Source organism: Bradyrhizobium sp. SZCCHNRI3052 (assembly GCF_032484895.1).
Taxonomy (GTDB): domain Bacteria; phylum Pseudomonadota; class Alphaproteobacteria; order Rhizobiales; family Xanthobacteraceae; genus Bradyrhizobium.
Map to the genome: position 1 here is coordinate 254,297 of NZ_JAUETW010000006.1, position 17,530 is coordinate 271,826.

Below are 17,530 nucleotides of genomic sequence, written 5' to 3' on the forward strand. Positions count from 1 at the left end.
TCCCCTGGGACCAGACGCGGGCGAGACCGCGTCGAGAAGCTACGTGATGATCACAGCGCCATCTGGCGGCTGATCTCGGCCTGATCGAGATTGGCGCGGGTGCAGGTGAACTTCACCGCGCCGCGATCCATAACGGCGAAGTTGTCGCCGAGTTCGCAGGCAAAGTCGAGATACTGCTCGACCAGGACGATCGCGATGTTGCCAAGATTGCGCAGATACGAGATCGCCCGGCCGATGTCCTTGATGATCGAGGGCTGGATGCCCTCGGTCGGCTCGTCGAGAAGCAGGAGCTTTGGCCGCATCACCATGGCACGGCCGATCGCAAGCTGCTGCTGCTGGCCGCCGGAAAGATCGCCGCCGCGGCGGCCGAGCATCGATTCCAGCACCGGAAACAGCGAGAACACGTCGTCCGGGATGCTGCGATCGCTGCGCTTCAGCGGTCCGAAGCCGGTCTTGAGGTTCTCCTCCACCGTGAGCAGCGGGAAGATCTCGCGACCCTGCGGCACGAAGCCGATGCCCTTGCGCGCCCGTTCATAGGGCTTGAGATGGGTGATGTCGGCGCCATCGAAGGTGATGCTGCCGGAGGCCAGCGGATATTGTCCGACCAGCGCCCGCAGCAGCGAGGTCTTGCCGACGCCGTTGCGGCCGAGCACGCAGGTGACCTTGCCGGGCTCCGCCGCGATCGAGACGCCGCGCAGCGCCTGGGCGGCGCCGTAATAGAGGTTGATGTCCTTGACGTCCAACATCGCCTAGCGCCCCAGATACACTTCGATTACCCGATCGTTCGACGACACCTGATCGATGGTACCTTCGGCCAGCACCGTGCCTTCGTGGAGGCAGGTGACCTTGACGCCGAGCTCGCGCACGAAGGTCATGTCGTGCTCGACGACCATGACGGTATGATCCTTGTTGATTTCCTTGAGCAGCTCAGCCGTCTGATGCGTCTCGACGTCGGTCATGCCGGCGACCGGTTCGTCGACCAGCAGCAGCTTCGGGTCCTGTGCCAGGAGCATGCCGATCTCCAGCCACTGCTTCTGGCCGTGCGACAGGCTGCCGGCGAGCTTGCGTCTGGCATCCTTGAGCCGCACGGTCTCGAGCACCCGGTCGATCTGCTCGGACTCGCTCCTCGAGCCGCGCCAGAACAGCGTGCCCTTGACGCTGTGATCGACATTGAGCGCGAGCAGCAGGTTGTCCTCGACCGACTGGCTCTCGAACACCGTCGGCTTCTGAAACTTGCGGCCGATCCCGAGCTCGGCGATGCGGGTCTCGTCGAGGCGGGTGAGATCCGTCTTGCCGTCGAACAGCACCGTGCCCTCGTCGGGCTTGGTCTTGCCGGTGATGATGTCCATCATCGTGGTCTTGCCGGCCCCGTTCGGGCCGATGATGGCGCGCATCTCGCCGGACTCGAGCGTCAGCGAGAGATTGTTGATGGCGTGGAAGCCGTCGAACGAGACGTGCACGCCGTCGAGATAGAGCAGCGACGACGTCGCGCGGGTGTCCATCACGTTCATGCGCTCACTCCGCCATCTTGGGTTCGGTGACGCCGTCCTCGCGGGCGGCGCTCTCGGCGTTCAGCCTCCTGCTGCCGAGCTGATCCCACCAGGAATTGAAGGTGCCTATGATGCCTTTTGGCAGCAGCAGAGTGACGAGCACGAACAATGCGCCGAGCATGAACAGCCAGTACGGCGCCAGCACGCCCGAGGTGAAGAACGTCTTCGCGTAGTTCACGACGACGGCGCCGAGCGCAGCACCTACCAGCGTGCCTCGGCCGCCGACCGCGACCCAGATCACGGCCTCGATCGAATTGCCGGGCGCGAACTCGGATGGATTGATGATGCCGACCTGAGGAACGTAGAGCGCGCCTGCGACGCCGGCCATGCACGCCGACAGCGTGAACACGAACAGCTTGTAGGACTCGACACGATAACCGAGGAAACGCGTCCGCGACTCGGCATCGCGGATCGCGATCAGCACCTTGCCGAGCTTCGACGACACGACGGCCCGGCAGATCAGGAACGCCAGAATGAGCGCGAGACAGCTCAGCGCGAACAGCGCGGCGCGGGTGCCTTCCGCCTGGACGTTGAAGCCGAGGATGTCCTTGAAGTCGGTCAGGCCGTTGTTGCCGCCGAAGCCGAAATCATTGCGGAAGAAGGCGAGCAGCAGCGCGTAGGTCATCGCCTGGGTGATGATCGACAGATACACGCCGGTGACGCGCGAGCGGAAGGCGAGCCAGCCGAAGCAGAAGGCGAGCAGGCCGGGCACCACGAGCACCATCAAAGCCGCGAACCAGAACATGTCGAAGCCGTGCCAGTACCAGGGCAGCTTGGAATAATTCAGGAACACCATGAAGTCCGGCAGGATCGGATTGCCATAGACGCCCCGGGTGCCGATCTGGCGCATCAGATACATGCCCATCGCATAGCCGCCGAGCGCGAAGAACGCGCCGTGACCGAGCGAGAGGATGCCGCAATAGCCCCAGATCAGGTCGATCGAGAGCGCCAGGATCGCGTAGCAGACATATTTGCCCCACAGCGCGACCAGATAGGTCGGCACCTGCAGCGCCGAACCGGCCGGCAGCAGCAGGTTGGACAGCGGGATCAGCACGCCGCAGGCGGCGACGACGAGCACGAAGACGGTCGCAGCGCGGTCCAGCGACCGGGTGAGGACGTGCGGCATCATGCTTCCACCGCCCGGCCCTTGAGCGCGAACAGCCCGCGCGGGCGCTTTTGAATGAACAGGATGATCAGCACCAGAATCGCGATCTTGCCGAGCACGGCGCCGGCGACCGGCTCCAGGAACTTGTTGGCAATGCCGAGCGTGAAGGCGCCGACCAAGGTGCCCCAGAGATTGCCGACGCCGCCGAACACCACGACCATGAAGGAGTCGATGATGTAGCTCTGGCCGAGATTCGGGCTGACATTGTCGATCTGCGACAGCGCCACCCCGGCGATGCCGGCGATGCCGGAGCCGAGCCCGAAGGTGAGCGCATCGACCCGCGAGGTCGCGATGCCCATCGACGCCGCCATGCGCCGGTTCTGCGTCACTGCACGCATCTCCAGGCCGAGCGCGGTGTAGCGCAACATCGCCAGCAGGATGGCGAACACCGCCATGGTGAAGCAGAGGATCCAGAGCCTGTTATAGGTGATGGTGATCTGTCCGAGTTCGAACGCACCGCTCATCCAGGAGGGATTGCCGACCTCGCGGTTGGTCGGACCGAATGCCGTGCGCACCGCCTGCTGCAGGATCAGCGACAGGCCCCAGGTCGCCAGCAGGGTTTCGAGCGGGCGGCCGTAGAGGAAGCGGATGATGGTGCGCTCGATCAGCACGCCGATCGCGCCGGCCACCAGGAAGGCGAGCGGGACGGCAATCAGCAGCGAATAGTCGAACAGCGCCGGGTAGCGCGTGCGGATGACCTCCTGGACGACGAAGGTGGTGTAGGCGCCGAGCATCACCATCTCGCCATGGGCCATGTTGATGACACCCATGACGCCGAAGGTGATGGCAAGGCCGATGGCGGCCAGCAGCAGCACCGAGCCGAGCGACAGGCCGTACCAGGCGTTCTGCACGCCGGACCAGATTGCGAGCGAGCTCTGGATCGACGAGATGGCGCTCGCCGCAGCCTTGGCGACGGTTGCCGGCTGGTCCGCGCCGCCGATCTCCGTCAGCAGCGCCAGAGCTTCCTGGTCGCCGCGCGCCCTCACGGTGGCGACGGCTTCGAGCTTGTCGACCTCGCTGGCGTCAGACTTGAACAGGAGGATGGCGGCACGCGCCTCGGTCAGCGCCTGCTTCACGGCGCGATTGGTTTCCTTGGCGAGCGCCGACTCCACCGTCGGCAACGTCGCCTCGTCATGCGACTTGAACACCGATCTTGCGGCGGTCAGGCGCGTGTTGGTATCCGGCGACAGCAGCGTCAAACCGCCGAGCGCGGCATCGACGCTGCGGCGCAGCCGGTTGTTGAGGCTGACGGCGGCGGCATTGTCGGGCAGTTTGTCGACGGCGGCGCCGGTGGCAGCATCGATGATCCTGCCGTCGGCCTGCTTGATGAAGACCTTCTTGGTGTCGGCATCGAACATCAGCCGTTCGTCCTGGAGCGCGCTGATGATCGGGAAAGCCAGCGGGTTGCCCGACACGGCGATCTCGCCGACGGCCTCGTCCGTGTCCGAGAAATCATCGTTCGCGAACTTCGCGACGGACTCTTCGAAACTGGCTGCGAAGGCGGGAACGGAAACGGCGATCAGGGCGAGCAAAACAAGCAGACGGCGAATGATCGCCAAAAAAGGAGCAGGCACTGGACAACCCCGGCAGGAGTTCAGGAGGTCGGGAGAAGGCGGCAACATCGCCGCCTTCTCCTGTCGTCATGGTCGCGTCAGGTCGAGATCAGGAGCCCGAGCCCAGGCACTTGTTGGTCTTGACGTTGAAATTGCCGCACTTCTTGCCGACCCAGTCGCCGATCAGGTCCTTCGAGCCCTCGAGCTCCTTCGACCAGGCGTCGCCGGGGACGAGGTCCTTGGTCTTGTAGACGACACTGAACTGGCCATCGCCCTTGATCTCGCCGATGAACACCGGCTTGGTGATGTGGTGGTTCGGCAGCATCTTCGACACGCCGCCGGTCAGATTCGGCGCCTCGGTGCCCGGGAGAGCGTCGATGACCTTGTCCGGATCGGTCGACTTCACCTTCTCCACCGCCTTCACCCACATGTTGAAGCCGATCACATGCGCTTCCATCGGGTCGTTGGTCACGCGCTTCGGGTTCTTGGTGTAGGCCTGCCAGTCCTTGATGAACTTCTCGTTCGCCGGGGTCTTGATCGACTCGAAGTAGTTCCAGGCGGCGAGATGGCCGACCAGCGGCTTGGTGTCGATGCCGGCGAGCTCTTCCTCACCCACCGAGAATGCGACGACCGGAATGTCCTTGGCCTTGATGCCCTGGTTGCCGAGCTCCTTGTAGAACGGAACGTTGGCGTCGCCGTTGATGGTCGAGACCACGGCGGTCTTCTTGCCGGCCGAGCCGAACTTCTTGATGTCGGCGACGATGGTCTGCCAGTCGGAATGACCGAACGGCGTGTAGTTGATCATGATGTCGTCCTGAGCCACGCCCTTGGACTTCAGGTAGGCTTCGAGGATCTTGTTGGTGGTGCGCGGATAGACGTAGTCGGTGCCGGCCAGCACCCAGCGCTTCACCTTCTCTTCCTTCATCAGGTAGTCGACCGCCGGGATCGCCTGCTGGTTCGGCGCCGCACCGGTGTAGAACACGTTGCGCTCGCTCTCCTCGCCTTCGTACTGGACCGGGTAGAACAGGATGCTGTTCAGCTCCTTGAACACTGGCAGCACCGACTTGCGCGACACCGAGGTCCAGCAGCCGAACACGACCGCGACCTTGTCCTTGGTGATCAGCTCACGCGCCTTCTCGGCGAACAGCGGCCAGTTCGAAGCGGGGTCGACCACGACGGCCTCGAGCTTCTTGCCGAGCACGCCGCCCTTCTTGTTCTGTTCGTCGATCAAGAACAGGATCGTGTCCTTCAGCGTGGTCTCGCTGATGGCCATGGTGCCGGACAGAGAATGCAGAACGCCAATCTTGATGGTGTCGTCAGCGGCCTTGGCCGGGCCAAAGCCGGCTGCGCCGAGCGCCAGGCCGGCAGCAGCAGCCAGCCAGCGACGGCGGCTGAACGGCGCCGTTAATTCCCGAGTGAGTCGAGTAAGCATGAGGTAATATCTCCCTGACGCAGACCTGCTTCGCAGCCAAGGCGGCCGGCGGTCTGCGCAGGCAGGAATCGCAAGAAGTGTGCCATGCCGTGCACATCTGGTAAGGCATTGACATAAAAGTGGAACTAGGCGTTCTCGCAGAGAGGTACCGCGACCTTCTGCTGCCGGATTGAGCAAGCCCGATGATTAATCAGATGGCATACAGCGCAGGATTTGTGCACTTGTTTTGAATGGCTAAATTTAAAGCAGCCGAGTACCACCCGGAAAGCCAATCCGTTGCGCACCGGCCTTGAAAGTGCCGTCCATCTGTTCCATATAGCTGGTAGATCAGGGCGAATCGGCCGGATCTTTGCAAGCCGCGTGTTCTTTAGCTCGACCAGAGCTTCTGGCTTCGCATTCTCACCCATCCAATCTAGGCGCTCCAAACACGCGGGTGTCTCTCAACCACCCACCCGCGTCCGGCTGCCTGCCGACACGGGCCTTATCCTCTTATGGAAAGCCCCATCTTTTGACATCCTTCCAGGATTTTAACCTCGCCGACGCGCTGACGCGCGCGCTGAAGGAAGAGAACTACACCACCCCTACCCCGATCCAGGCCCAGACCATCCCGCTCGCGCTCGAAGGCCGCGACGTGATCGGCATCGCCCAGACGGGAACCGGCAAAACGGCCTCGTTTGCGCTGCCGATCCTGCACCGCTTGCTGCAGAACCGGATCAAGCCGCAGCCGAAGACGGCACGCGTGCTGGTGCTGAGCCCGACCCGCGAATTGTCGGGTCAGATCCTCGACAGCTTCAACACCTATGGCCGGCACATCCGGCTGAGCTCGGCGCTCGCGATCGGCGGCGTGCCGATGGGGCGCCAGGTCCGCGCTATCATGCCCGGCCTCGAAGTGCTGGTTGCCACCCCTGGCCGGTTGCTCGATCTGGTTCAGAGCAACGCTTTGAAGCTGACCCATGTCGAGTTCCTGGTGCTCGACGAAGCCGACCGCATGCTCGACATGGGCTTCATCAACGACATCCGGAAGATCGTGGCCAAGCTGCCGATCAAGCGGCAGACGCTGTTCTTCTCGGCCACCATGCCTAAGGACATCGCCGAGCTCGCGGACGCCATGCTGCGCGACCCCGCGCGGGTCGCGGTGACCCCCGTCTCCTCGACGGTCGAGCGCATTGCCCAGCGCGTCATCCACGTTGACCACTCGGCCAAGCCGAACCTTCTGGCTCAGTTGCTCAAGCAGGAGCCGGTCAACCGCGCGCTGGTGTTCACCCGCACCAAGCACGGCGCCGACAAGGTCGTGAAGAGCCTCGAAAGAGCCGGCATCCCCGCCCAGGCGATTCACGGCAACAAGTCGCAGAACCATCGCGAGCGCACCCTGGCGGCGTTCCGCACCGGCGAGATCCGAACCCTCGTCGCAACCGACATCGCGGCCCGCGGCATCGACGTCGACGGCGTCAGCCATGTCGTCAATTTCGACCTGCCGAACGTGCCCGAGACCTACGTCCACCGGATCGGCCGCACGGCGCGCGCCGGCGCCGAGGGCGTTGCGATTTCGCTCGTGGCCGGATCGGACGAGCTGTCCTACCTTCGCGACATCGAACGGCTGATCAAGATCTCGCTGCCGCGCGACGATCGCCGCACGCCCGGCCTCCGCGAGGCCGCTGCACCGGCCAAGCCGCCTCAGCGCGGTGGCCGTCCTGGCATGCAGAATGCGCGGACCAACGAGGGTGGCACCGCCGCAAAAGGCCCTCGCCGTCACCGTCGTTCCAATGCTAAGATGGCGTCTCTGCCAGGCAATCGTCAGGAGCCCCAGCGGCCGTCGCAAGGCGGCGGTAAGGCCGGGTCGATTCAAGGCGTTGCTTTCCTGCATCGCGAGGGCAGACCCAAAAACCACGCTCAAAACCGCAACCAACGGCCAAACTAGACGTCTATCGATCTGGAGAAAGACATGGCTAAGGAAGAGCTGATCCAGTTCGAAGGGCTGGTCACCGAAATCCTTCCCGACGCACGCTATCGGGTACAACTCGACGCGGGGCACGAGATCGTCGCCTACACCGCGGGCAAGATGAAAAAGAATCGCATCAAGACGCTCGCGGGAGACCGCGTGACGGTCGAGATGTCGCCCTACGACCTCGAAAAGGGCCGGCTGATCTTCCGCCACAAGGACGAGCGTGCCAGCTCGCCCGGCGGTCCTCCGCGTGGCGCAGCGCAGCGCGGCGGCCAGTTCCGTCGGCGCTAGGGGCATTGGGCGGAGCAATGTTCCGCCCGGCCCGGCGGATTGATCAAGCCTTGCGCAATCAGCGACAATTCAGCGCGTCGGCGTCGAGCCGGCGCGTCAAAAAATCATGCACTCTCGCGCAGCTCAGGATTGTTTTGCGCGGGCATTTCCAATAATATATCCCGCAATCGATTTTCGGCCGGACGAGATTAGCTATTACCGGTACAGCCGGTTCAGACGCTGACGACCCTTCCAAAAATTCGATCTAACCAGCCCAGGAGACTGGGCTACGCATTTGGTATCTGAGAAGGGAACTACCCCGTGAGCATGGGAACCGTGAAGTGGTTTAACGCAACCAAGGGCTATGGCTTCATTCAGCCGGACGACGGCGGCAACGACGTGTTCGTGCACATCAGCGCCGTCGAGCGCGCTGGTCTCGGCACGCTGCGGGAAGGCCAGAAGATCTCCTACGAGATCGTGGCGGACCGCCGTTCGGGCAAGTCGTCGGCCGACAATCTCCGCGCCGCCAATTGAGCGACGCCGGGCGATCGCGCATGCGATTGCCCATCTGGACAACGAAAGGCCGCCTTGCGCGGCCTTTTTTATTGCCTTGATTGTTTGCCGCCGAGTTCTGCTCGTCCAAATGACCGTAGTGTCGGTCGCTCCGGTTCGCAGGCGCGTATGCGACTGCGGCCCCGGGGCCGGGCGGGCTCCGTTGCGGCAGCCCTCACCTCAGCAGGAAGTCGCCGGGCTATACATCACACAGGTCGACTGCCGCGGGCGGGTATAGGCGACGTCGCTGAGATTGACGCCCGTCTTGCCCATGACGTAGCCGATCGTCGGAACGTACTGGTAGTTCACCTCGCTGAAGATCAGATAGGTGCCGGACACCAGCAATTCAGCCGGCACGCCGACCGTCATGCCGACGGTTCGCGGCGTCGATCCCTTGCTCCACTTCACCGTCGCCTGCTTGGTGGTGGGATCGACATAGAGCTCGGTGATCGTCGCATTCACCGGCGTCGTGGAATACGGGTACATGATGCCGGTCGAGGCGGCGAAGAAGTTCGACATGTCGCTGTCGCCAACCGAGGTCGATTGCGAGGTCAGATCCGACAGGGTGCGCGCCATCAGGGTGACCTTGCGGTCGACGGCGATGGCCGAGCAGAATTCGACCGTGCCGAAGAACATCACCAGCATCAGCGGCACGATGAATGCGAACTCGGTGGCCGCGACACCGCGACAATCGGCAGCGAAGGCGTCGATGCGACGCCACAGGCGCAGGCTCGAAGACATACCCGGCATTCTTCCCAACGGCATGATGAATTCCTGGTGTCCCTCAGAAGAAGCTCGCGAGGTCAGCGTTATGAATACGGCTCGTTCTTGAATGCGGCCGTACCCACCAGCAGGCGCTTACTGCCGCTCAGATTGGCGATGTTGTAGCCGAGCCCCGTCACGAAGATCGGCCATTGATAGAACAGCCTGACGACGACGATGTCTCCGGCCGCGCCCGGGCTGTAGGTCATGTTGTTGACGAAGTTGCCGCTGTTGTCGATCTGGTTGCTGATGGAGACGCTCCCGAACGAGGAGTAGCTCTTCACGTCGATATAGATCTTGTTGCAGTCGAACAGCGCGGGAACCTGGGTGCAGACGTAACTCGCGAACTGCGACTGCGTATAGGCGCCCTGTTGCGCCTGTCCGGTCAGGATCATGCGCGCCGAGTCCTGCGTGATCGTCTCGAGCACCTGGCCGGCAAAGAACATCAGCGCCGTTTCGATGATCGCGAACAGCAGCGCAAAGAAGACCGGCGCGACCAGCGCGAATTCGAGCGCGGCCGATGCCCGCCGGTTACGCCGGAAGCGGCGCAACAGCCGGCGCATCGAAGCGGTCAAGGAGACGGGGGCTTGCATGGGGTCATCCGGACTGGAAGGCATCAACCTGGGTGAAACGAATAGCGGAAACTCCTTGGGAAAGAGTTTCCTACAATACGGACAGTATGGCCCGCCGCATCAACGTCCCGCTAACCATGCTTGGGGGTTCGCTCGCAGCCAGCCCTTCGAGGCAGCGCGCCACCTGCCCGACCCGATCATCGAAACCAAACGAATCGGGCGATCCAGCCGCAGCACCGGCGGCAAGGCTCACCGCATCGTCGGTGCGGAGGCGCGTGGAGATCCGGTCAGGCGCTGCCATCGACCCGGCCAAGCATGGCCAGGCCAGCGCTCAGTTGGTCTTCGAGGCCGCTGCCGCGTTGCCGCTCGCCGTGCTGGACATCGTTCCAGCCTGGTCGAGCACCGATTTGAAGTAGTTGTCGCCGTCGCCCAAGGTCACCCGGCGCTGGCAGATCGGCATGCAGCTATAGGTCTCACGATCGACGCCCCGATACACCGTCACGAGCTGGTCGGTGGGTCCGGCGACCTGGATCTGGCGATCGATCAGCACCTGTCCGCCGCGATCCATCGCAATGAAGTTGGTGGCACCGTAGCTCTTGCCGGTGACGACGATGATGCCGCCGCTCTGCAAGGTCACATCGGCGATCATCGGATTGCCGACGACGAGCGTCGCGACCCGGTCGGGCAACTTGACCAGCTTGGCCTGGTCGACATTCACGGCGATGGCGGGATCAGGCTCCGCCGAGACGGCAGCCGGCCACAGCAGCACCGCGGCGACGGCCGCCCGCAATGCGAAGGAAACACTAGGACGACACGACACAAAGAACGACATACTCAACCCCGGGACATTGACGAGCCGTCTCAAGCGATACGCAGCGGTGACGGCGCCCGACGCGGCAAATCTGCGCTCAATTGGTGAATGATCTGCAAACGTCGCGACGAAGCCTCGGGCGGTTGCAGAACACGTCATCTTCGGAACGGAAAGGCGAGCTGACCGCCGAACTCACCGGGCATCGTCGCCTCGTCCTTGCCGTAGGCCATGGGCAACTGCCCCTCCGGCATCCGAAACGTGCCGAACAGGATGTCCCAGATCGGGAACGTGCCGGCGAAATTGGTGTTGCCGCCCTGCTCCATCGACGTGTGGTGCCAGCGATGGAAGACGGGTGTGGCGAGGACATATTTCAGCGGGCCCAGCGTCCAGTTGAGATTGGCGTGGACGAAGGCCGAATGGAACGTCGTGAACGGTCCGACCCAGATCATGACGTTGGGCGAGATGCCGGCCATCAAGAGGATGACGTCGACCGCGATCGTGCCGAGGATCAGGTTGATCGGATGGAAGCGGGCCGCCGAAATCCACTCGAGATCCTCCGACGAATGGTGAACCGCGTGGTATTTCCAGAACTCGCCGCCATGGAACAGACGATGCGTCCAGTACAGCATGAAGTCGGAGAGCACGAGGAAGAGCCCCCCCTGCAGCCATTCGGGAAGCTGCGCCAGCGGGCCGTGCCCGTTTTCATAGAAGGCGATCAACTCGTCGGCGTCGCGGATCTTGAAGACAACGCTGGCGCCGAGCACGAGAAAGCCGATGCGGAGCACCCGCGCGAACACCGGCACGAAGAACCAGTAGACCACGTCGGTGACGAGCTCGCGCTTCTGCCACCACGGCTTGCCGGGATTGCAGGCCCAGAAGTGACTGAGCACCGAGAACACCACTGCCAGCATCAAGGTGATCGGCAACACCTTCTCGATGGTCTGGCCGAGCATCAGCGCGACTTCCCATGGCAGACCGGACATCACATTCCTCATCTCATGAACTGTTCCGAGGGGTACTCCCAGGCGCTTAAGGAGCCGTGAACCTGCGCGCCCGCAGAACCGCTCTGCCGATCGGCCCAGCGCGATCGACATCGAGCCACATGCTCCACCAGCCAGGTCGACACGGCCCCATGCATATCGTGTGGATAGTGTGGAATGCGGAGCAGGCCTGGCGATGGATGGGGCCGGGCATGACGGCCAAAACCCTGCGCTCGTCTTTTCAGCGAGACCGACTGCGGCGTGGCCATGCGTTATTTCGAATGGTCGTGCTGCACTTCATCCAATGTTTACTCTGCACAATAACAGCCATTTGTCGCCGTGTTTCGGCGACCGAATTAACTACGCCGAAATTCCTGCCCCCTACGGTGGCCGCATGGTCACGGTGCTGAGAACGCCGCAACGACCAGAGTTTGTTCGACCAGCCACGTGTACATGGAGTTACCTATGAAGAATCTTCTTGCTCGCTTCGTGAAGGATGAATCCGGCGCGACCGCGATCGAATACGGTCTGATCGCCGCCGGCATCTCGCTCGCGATCATTGCCGCGGTGAACGGTCTCGGCTCCAGCCTGAGCTCCAAGTTCGGCGCGATCAACACCTCGCTGAAGTAAGCGGTCGTCACGGCCGAGCAAAAAAGGCCCCGGACATCCGGGGCCTTTATCATTTCCACATTCAGCTTCGCGGCGTTCAGTGATGCGTAACCACGTTTTGTCCGCAGCCGCGTCCCGGCCTCCGTCCAGCGGGGCCGACGTCGCCTTGCGTTGGATCTGCGGCGGCCTCGGCCTGTCCATCCTCGCTCTGGCGGCCCGCATCGTCAGCGTCTGGTGAGAATGACAACCAGCCAGCCATTCCGGCTGTTTCCCGATCGTTTATTTCTTGCAGCTAGGCTCTGGCGCAGCGGCGCACCCATGCCCCGCGTCGATGCCATTGAGAGCCCATGACCCTCGATCTCGCGCGCCTTCTGCTGTTTCCGGCCCTGATGGCCTTTGCCGCGGCGAGCGACCTGTTCACGATGACCATTTCGAACCGGGTCTCCCTGGCGCTCGTCGCCGGCTTCCTGGTTCTGGCGCCGCTGAGCGGGATGAGCATGGCTGACATGCTGATGCATCTGGGCGCGGGCGCGACCCTGCTGGTGATTGCTTTCAGCTGCTTTGCATTCGGCTGGATCGGCGGCGGTGACGCCAAGGTCGCATCCGCCGCCGCCCTGTGGTTCGGCTTCGCCCACCTGATGAACTACCTGTTGTACGCCTCGATCTTCGGCGGCGTGCTCACCCTCGCCCTCATGCAGTTCCGGCAATGGCCGTTGCCCTACATGCTGGCGGGGCAACCCTGGCTTGCACGCCTGCACGCCAAGGAGAGCGGCGTGCCCTATGGCATCGCGCTCGCCCTGGGCGCTCTGATGGTCTATCCGGAGACCGATTGGGTGAAGGCGATCGACGCCGCGCGCCTTGCATTGCTCTGAACACACCGTGTCAACGCGGTGTTAAGGCGATTTAGATACGCCTCATTAACCATGCTTTGACGAATAACTGCTCAACTCCCATCACGGCGGCGGAAACGTCGCGGCGTCATGTGGAAAGTGAAGCGTATGAATACCGCACGCATTGTGGTTCTGACCATCGCTGTAGGCGCTGGCGGCGTGGCCGCATATCTCGCGAGCGGGTCCGACGACCGGCCGGCTCAAGTCGCCGCGCCCGCGCCGCAGATGCCGACCGTCGACGTTCTCGTCGCCAAGGGCGACATCGCCCTCGGCCAATCCCTCAAGCCCGAAGATCTGCAGTGGCAGAGCTGGCCGGCGGCCACGGCTAGTGCCAGCTTCATCCGCCGCAACGAGCGGCCTGAAGGACAGACGCAGATAACCGGCACGATCGCGCGGGCGCCGTTCATTGCCGGCGAGCCCATCCGCGAACAAAAGCTCGTCAAGGCCGACGGCTCGGGCTTCATGGCCGCGATCCTGCCGGCCGGCATGCGCGCCGTTTCCACCGAGATTTCTCCGGAGACCGGCGCCGGCGGCTTCATCCTGCCGAACGACCGCGTCGACGTGATCCTGTCCAAGCGCGAACGCAATCCGGATCAGCCCAACGCGGGCGACGTCGTCAGCTCCGATATCATCCTGTCGAACATCCGTGTGCTGGCGATCGATCAGGCCCCCAAGGAAAAGGACGGCCAGACCACGGTGGTCGGCAAGACCGTCACGCTGGAGCTGAAGCCGGAACAGGCCGAGACGCTCGCGCGTGCCCGTCAAACCGGAACGCTGTCCCTGGCGCTCCGCAGCATCGCCGACGTCAACGTGGCCGAGCGCCGCACGGACGAGACCAGCCGCAAGCGCAGCGACAGCGTTGCCGTCGTCCGCTTCGGCATTCCCAGCACGATGACGACGCAGAAGTGAGCAAGAGGACCACCCAGATGACCTGCAGCGAAAATCAGCGTAAGATGCGGACCCTGCTGGTCCGCGCGCTGTCGTTTTCGGCCGCCGCTGCGCTGACCCTCAATCCGGCGATCGCGCCGGTGATCGCGGCAGACTATCGCCCGGCGACTGCAGCCGCCGCCGCGGACGGCCAGATCAATGCACGTTTCCTTGCGCTCGGCATCGGCAAGTCCGTCGTCATCGATCTGCCGCGCGACATCAAGGACGTTCTTGTCGCTGATCCGAAGATCGCGAATGCCGTCGTGCGCTCCTCTCAGCGCGCCTACATCATTGGTGCGGCGATCGGTCAGACGAATATCGTCTTCTTCGACGCGCAGGGCCAGCAGATCGCGGCCTACGACATCGCGGTCAAGCGCGACCTGAACGGCGCCCGGGCGGCGCTGAAGCAGTTGCTGCCGAATGCCGATATCCAGATCGAGGGCCTCGCCGACAGCATCGTGCTGACCGGCTCGGCGTCGAGCCAGATCGAAGCCCAGCAGGCCGGCGAACTGGCCGCCCGGCTCGCCGGCGGCGCCGACAAGGTCGTCAACTCGATCACCGTGCGCGGCCGGGACCAGGTGATGCTGAAGGTGACGGTCGCCGAGGTGCAGCGCTCGGTCGTCAAGCAGCTTGGCATCGATCTCTCCGGCCAGCTCAACTACGGAACTGCTGTCGTCAAATTCGCGAACTCCAATCCGTTCACCGCCTACGGTAGCAATCTCGTCTCCAACAACGCCGTGACCGCAGCGTTGGGCGGGGCGACCCCGACGGTGCAGGCGACACTGCGCGCCATGGAGAACGCGGGCGTGATCCGTACGCTCGCCGAACCCAATCTGACCGCCATCTCGGGCGAGTCCGCGACCTTCATCGCCGGCGGCGAGTTTCCGGTTCCCGCCGGTTACTCCTGTGATCCGACGACCCATGTCTGTACGACGCAGATCAGCTTCAAGAAGTTCGGCATCTCGCTCAACTTCACGCCCGTCGTGCTCAGCGAGGGCCGGATCTCGATGCGGGTGATGACCGAGGTCTCGGAGCTCTCAAACGAGAACTCGATCACGCTGTCGCAAGCCGTCAGCTCGACGACGGTCAACTCGTTGACGGTTCCATCGATCAAGACCCGGCGCGCCGAGACCACGCTCGAAATTCCCTCCGGCGGCGCCATGGCGATGGCCGGCCTGATCCAGCAGCAGACCAAGCAGGCGATCAGCGGCATGCCGGGCCTGATGCAGCTGCCGGTCCTCGGCGCGCTGTTCCGCAGCCGCGACTACGTCAACAACCAGACCGAACTGATGGTTCTGGTGACGCCGTTCGTCGTCCGCGCCGTGGCACAGAAGGATCTCTCCCGCCCAGACGACGGCTTTGCGGCCGCGTCCGACCCCCAGGCCGATCTCCTGGGTAGCATCAACCGCATCTACGGCGTACCCGGCCGGGTCGAACCCGGACGCAACTATCGCGGCACCTATGGCTTCATCACGGACTGAGCCGGGACAAGGACCTGCAACGATGACCACCACATCCAGCCCCGCCCGATACCGACGCCTGCCCCTTGCCGCAGCGCTCGCCGGAGCCGCAGCCCTGCTCGGCGCCTGCAACTACACCAGAGACGCCGCCACCACGGCGAGCATCCCCGACGACTACCGGCTGCGCCACCCGATCGCGATCCAGGAGGCCCCGGACTCCCTGGTGGTCTTCGTCGGCCAGGGTCGTGGCGGCCTGACGGCCGAGCAGCGCGCCGACGTGATGGGACTGGCCCAGAGCTGGATTCGCCAAGGCACGGGCGCGATCAGCGCCGACGTGCCGAGCGGCACCCCCAACGCACGGGCGGCCGCCGACTCGATGCGGGAGATCCACTCCCTGCTGGCCGCCGCCGGCGTCCCGCCGCACGGCATCACCGTACGCAACTATCAGCCGAAGGACCCGCGCCAGATGGCCGCGATCCGGCTGAGCTACCCAAAAATGTCGGCCACGGTGGGGCCCTGCGGGATCTGGCCGGATGACCTCGGGCCGTCGATCAAGAACAAGAACTGGTTCGACAACAAGCCTGACTGGAACTACGGCTGCGCCTACCAGCGCAACATGGCGGCAATGGTCGCCAACCCGTCGGATCTCGTGCAGCCGCGATCCGAAACGCCGTCCTATACCACCCGGCGCACGGCATTGTTCGACAAATATCGCAAGGGACAATCAACCGCGATCACGTATCCAGAGGCCGACAAGGCCAAACTCAGCGACACAGGCAAATGATCAGCTACGCCCGACAGACCCAAGAGGAGCAGCCTGACGTCGTGCCGCCGCCGGCCGACGATCACATCGCGCCCGCGCCGCGCGTGTCCGTGCAGGCGTTCTGTGAGACGGTGGAAACCGCCGCGACGGTCCAGGCCGCCGGTGAGGACCGGCGCCTCGGCAAGGCCCATCTGAAGGTTCAGATGGGTGGCATGGCGGCGGCGATCGAGGCCTACCGGTCTGCCCCGACCCCGAACGTCATCATTCTGGAGACGGATGCACGCACCGACATCCTGGCCGGCCTGGATCAGCTCGCGACGGTTTGCGACCCGGGCACGCGCGTCGTCGTGATCGGCCGCGTCAACGACGTCACGCTGTATCGCGAGCTCGTTCGGCGCGGCGTCAGCGACTATGTGCTGTCGCCAGTGACGCCGATCGACGTCGTCCGCTCGATCTGCAACCTATTCTCCGCGCCGGAAGCCAAGGCCGTCGGGCGCATCGTTGCCGTCGTCGGCGCCAAGGGCGGCGTCGGAGCCTCGACCCTGGCCCATAACATTGCCTGGGCGATCGCGCGCGACCTGTCGATGGACTCCGTGGTGGCAGATCTCGATTTGGCGTTCGGCACCGCCGGCCTCGACTACAACCAGGATCCCGCGCAGGGCATCGCGGACGCCGTCTTCTCACCGGACCGGATCGACATCGCCTTCATGGACCGGCTGTTGTCGAAATGCACCGATCATCTGAGCCTGCTGGCCGCGCCTGCGACGCTCGACCGGGTCTACGATTTCGGCGCCGAGGCATTCGATGCGGTCTTCGACACGCTGCGGGCCTCGATGCCATGCATCGTGCTCGATGTTCCGCATCAATGGGCAGGCTGGACCAAGCGGGCGCTGATCTCCGCGGATGATATCCTGATCGTCGCGGCGCCGGATCTCGCCTCGCTGCGCAACACCAAGAACATGTTCGATCTCCTCAAGGCCGCCCGGCCGAACGATCGCATGCCGCTCTACTGCTTGAACCAGGTCGGCGTTCCCAAGCGGCCCGAGATCAATGCGAGCGAGTTCGCCAAGGCGATCGAAAGCCCGCCGATCGCAACGATCCCGTTCGAGCCGCAGATCTTCGGCGCGGCCGCCAACAACGGCCAGATGATTGCGGAGATGTCTCCCAGCCATCGGACGACGGAGATGTTTCTCCAGATCGCGCAGCGGCTCACCGGCCGCAGCGAGACAAAGAAGCCGAAAGGCTCCTTCCTGTCGCCTCTGCTGGACAAGCTGAGGGCGAAGTAAGCACGC

At 63.8% G+C, this 17,530-nt stretch carries 18 protein-coding genes; 9 read left to right on the forward strand and 9 right to left on the reverse strand.

The annotated features are described in order from the left end of the window. Window positions 1–50: 50 nt before the first annotated feature. The 5 genes from urtE to urtA form a co-directional block, all read right to left on the reverse strand. Window positions 51–746: an urea ABC transporter ATP-binding subunit UrtE gene (gene urtE, locus QW887_RS18925; RefSeq protein ID WP_315713826.1), complete on the reverse strand. Its 696-nt coding sequence runs from the start codon at window positions 744–746 to the stop codon at window positions 51–53. A gap of 3 nt (window positions 747–749) precedes the next feature. Further along, entirely contained in the window at window positions 750–1,511 is a 762-nt protein-coding gene (urtD, locus tag QW887_RS18930) for an urea ABC transporter ATP-binding protein UrtD (RefSeq protein ID WP_315713825.1), read from the reverse strand. Window positions 1,512–1,515: 4 nt separating this feature from the next. Further along, window positions 1,516–2,679 carry an urea ABC transporter permease subunit UrtC gene (urtC, locus tag QW887_RS18935; RefSeq protein ID WP_315713824.1) on the reverse strand — a complete coding sequence of 388 codons (1,164 nt, stop codon included), beginning with the start codon at window positions 2,677–2,679 and terminating at the stop codon, window positions 1,516–1,518. Further along, the gene (urtB, locus tag QW887_RS18940; RefSeq protein WP_409998348.1) at window positions 2,676–4,274 is read right to left on the reverse strand and encodes an urea ABC transporter permease subunit UrtB; all 1,599 of its coding nucleotides are present in this window, start codon (window positions 4,272–4,274) and stop codon (window positions 2,676–2,678) included. The genes urtC and urtB overlap by 4 nt, the downstream gene beginning before the upstream one ends. Before the next feature lie 103 nt (window positions 4,275–4,377). Beyond that, window positions 4,378–5,700, reverse strand: coding sequence for an urea ABC transporter substrate-binding protein (gene urtA, locus QW887_RS18945; protein WP_315713823.1), 1,323 nt, complete (start codon window positions 5,698–5,700; stop codon window positions 4,378–4,380). A 508-nt stretch (window positions 5,701–6,208) separates the two neighbouring features. Here urtA and QW887_RS18950 point away from each other — a divergent pair. The 3 genes from QW887_RS18950 to QW887_RS18960 all read left to right on the forward strand — a co-directional run bounded on the left by QW887_RS18950 (window position 6,209) and on the right by QW887_RS18960 (window position 8,446). Beyond that, complete coding sequence (locus QW887_RS18950; protein WP_315713822.1) at window positions 6,209–7,618, forward strand: DEAD/DEAH box helicase; 1,410 nt, start codon at window positions 6,209–6,211, stop codon at window positions 7,616–7,618. A 24-nt stretch (window positions 7,619–7,642) separates the two neighbouring features. Continuing rightward, window positions 7,643–7,933 (forward strand): translation initiation factor IF-1, encoded by a 291-nt coding sequence (gene infA, locus QW887_RS18955; RefSeq protein ID WP_315713821.1) that lies wholly within the window; start codon window positions 7,643–7,645, stop codon window positions 7,931–7,933. Between the two features lie 300 nt (window positions 7,934–8,233). After that, on the forward strand, window positions 8,234–8,446 hold the full coding sequence (locus tag QW887_RS18960; RefSeq protein ID WP_006612155.1) for a cold-shock protein: 213 nt from the start codon (window positions 8,234–8,236) through the stop codon (window positions 8,444–8,446). Between the two features lie 198 nt (window positions 8,447–8,644). Here QW887_RS18960 and QW887_RS18965 read toward each other — a convergent pair whose 3' ends face one another. The 4 genes from QW887_RS18965 to QW887_RS18980 form a co-directional block, all read right to left on the reverse strand. Then, a complete protein-coding gene (locus QW887_RS18965) occupies window positions 8,645–9,205 on the reverse strand; it encodes a TadE/TadG family type IV pilus assembly protein (RefSeq protein ID WP_315713820.1) in 561 nt (186 codons plus the stop codon). A gap of 68 nt (window positions 9,206–9,273) precedes the next feature. Continuing rightward, window positions 9,274–9,819 carry a TadE/TadG family type IV pilus assembly protein gene (locus tag QW887_RS18970; protein WP_315713819.1) on the reverse strand — a complete coding sequence of 182 codons (546 nt, stop codon included), beginning with the start codon at window positions 9,817–9,819 and terminating at the stop codon, window positions 9,274–9,276. Between the two features lie 310 nt (window positions 9,820–10,129). Continuing rightward, window positions 10,130–10,630: a pilus assembly protein N-terminal domain-containing protein gene (locus QW887_RS18975; RefSeq protein WP_315713818.1), complete on the reverse strand. Its 501-nt coding sequence runs from the start codon at window positions 10,628–10,630 to the stop codon at window positions 10,130–10,132. Between the two features lie 134 nt (window positions 10,631–10,764). Further along, window positions 10,765–11,592: a sterol desaturase family protein gene (locus QW887_RS18980; protein ID WP_315713817.1), complete on the reverse strand. Its 828-nt coding sequence runs from the start codon at window positions 11,590–11,592 to the stop codon at window positions 10,765–10,767. Between the two features lie 462 nt (window positions 11,593–12,054). On the opposite strand from QW887_RS18980, the gene QW887_RS18985 reads away from it, so the two are divergent. The 6 genes from QW887_RS18985 (at window position 12,055) to QW887_RS19010 (ending at window position 17,524) form a co-directional block, all read left to right on the forward strand. Then, window positions 12,055–12,219 carry a Flp family type IVb pilin gene (locus QW887_RS18985; protein ID WP_231317342.1) on the forward strand — a complete coding sequence of 55 codons (165 nt, stop codon included), beginning with the start codon at window positions 12,055–12,057 and terminating at the stop codon, window positions 12,217–12,219. Between the two features lie 326 nt (window positions 12,220–12,545). Next, window positions 12,546–13,070, forward strand: coding sequence for a prepilin peptidase (locus tag QW887_RS18990; RefSeq protein ID WP_315713816.1), 525 nt, complete (start codon window positions 12,546–12,548; stop codon window positions 13,068–13,070). 126 nt (window positions 13,071–13,196) lie between these two features. Further along, window positions 13,197–13,997, forward strand: a complete 801-nt coding sequence (gene cpaB / locus QW887_RS18995) for a Flp pilus assembly protein CpaB (protein WP_315713815.1) — start codon at window positions 13,197–13,199, stop codon at window positions 13,995–13,997. Between the two features lie 17 nt (window positions 13,998–14,014). After that, window positions 14,015–15,496 (forward strand): type II and III secretion system protein family protein, encoded by a 1,482-nt coding sequence (locus QW887_RS19000; RefSeq protein WP_315714366.1) that lies wholly within the window; start codon window positions 14,015–14,017, stop codon window positions 15,494–15,496. Window positions 15,497–15,518: 22 nt separating this feature from the next. Next, a complete protein-coding gene (locus QW887_RS19005; protein ID WP_315713814.1) occupies window positions 15,519–16,259 on the forward strand; it encodes a CpaD family pilus assembly protein in 741 nt (246 codons plus the stop codon). After that, window positions 16,256–17,524 (forward strand): CpaE family protein, encoded by a 1,269-nt coding sequence (locus tag QW887_RS19010; RefSeq protein ID WP_315713813.1) that lies wholly within the window; start codon window positions 16,256–16,258, stop codon window positions 17,522–17,524. Before QW887_RS19005 ends, QW887_RS19010 begins: the two co-directional genes overlap by 4 nt. Window positions 17,525–17,530 lie beyond the last annotated feature (6 nt).

Coding starts and splice junctions, on each gene's coding strand:
- QW887_RS18980 (WP_315713817.1), bottom strand. CDS start 11,592: ATGTCCGGTCTGCCATGGGAAGTCGCGCTGATGCTCGGCCAGACCATC.
- QW887_RS19010 (WP_315713813.1), top strand. CDS start 16,256: ATGATCAGCTACGCCCGACAGACCCAAGAGGAGCAGCCTGACGTCGTG.
- QW887_RS19000 (WP_315714366.1), top strand. CDS start 14,015: ATGACCTGCAGCGAAAATCAGCGTAAGATGCGGACCCTGCTGGTCCGC.
- QW887_RS18985 (WP_231317342.1), top strand. CDS start 12,055: ATGAAGAATCTTCTTGCTCGCTTCGTGAAGGATGAATCCGGCGCGACC.
- cpaB (WP_315713815.1), top strand. CDS start 13,197: ATGAATACCGCACGCATTGTGGTTCTGACCATCGCTGTAGGCGCTGGC.
- QW887_RS18975 (WP_315713818.1), bottom strand. CDS start 10,630: ATGTCGTTCTTTGTGTCGTGTCGTCCTAGTGTTTCCTTCGCATTGCGG.
- QW887_RS18990 (WP_315713816.1), top strand. CDS start 12,546: ATGACCCTCGATCTCGCGCGCCTTCTGCTGTTTCCGGCCCTGATGGCC.
- urtE (WP_315713826.1), bottom strand. CDS start 746: ATGTTGGACGTCAAGGACATCAACCTCTATTACGGCGCCGCCCAGGCG.
- QW887_RS19005 (WP_315713814.1), top strand. CDS start 15,519: ATGACCACCACATCCAGCCCCGCCCGATACCGACGCCTGCCCCTTGCC.
- infA (WP_315713821.1), top strand. CDS start 7,643: ATGGCTAAGGAAGAGCTGATCCAGTTCGAAGGGCTGGTCACCGAAATC.
- QW887_RS18970 (WP_315713819.1), bottom strand. CDS start 9,819: ATGCAAGCCCCCGTCTCCTTGACCGCTTCGATGCGCCGGCTGTTGCGC.
- urtA (WP_315713823.1), bottom strand. CDS start 5,700: ATGCTTACTCGACTCACTCGGGAATTAACGGCGCCGTTCAGCCGCCGT.
- QW887_RS18965 (WP_315713820.1), bottom strand. CDS start 9,205: ATGTCTTCGAGCCTGCGCCTGTGGCGTCGCATCGACGCCTTCGCTGCC.
- urtC (WP_315713824.1), bottom strand. CDS start 2,679: ATGATGCCGCACGTCCTCACCCGGTCGCTGGACCGCGCTGCGACCGTC.
- urtD (WP_315713825.1), bottom strand. CDS start 1,511: ATGAACGTGATGGACACCCGCGCGACGTCGTCGCTGCTCTATCTCGAC.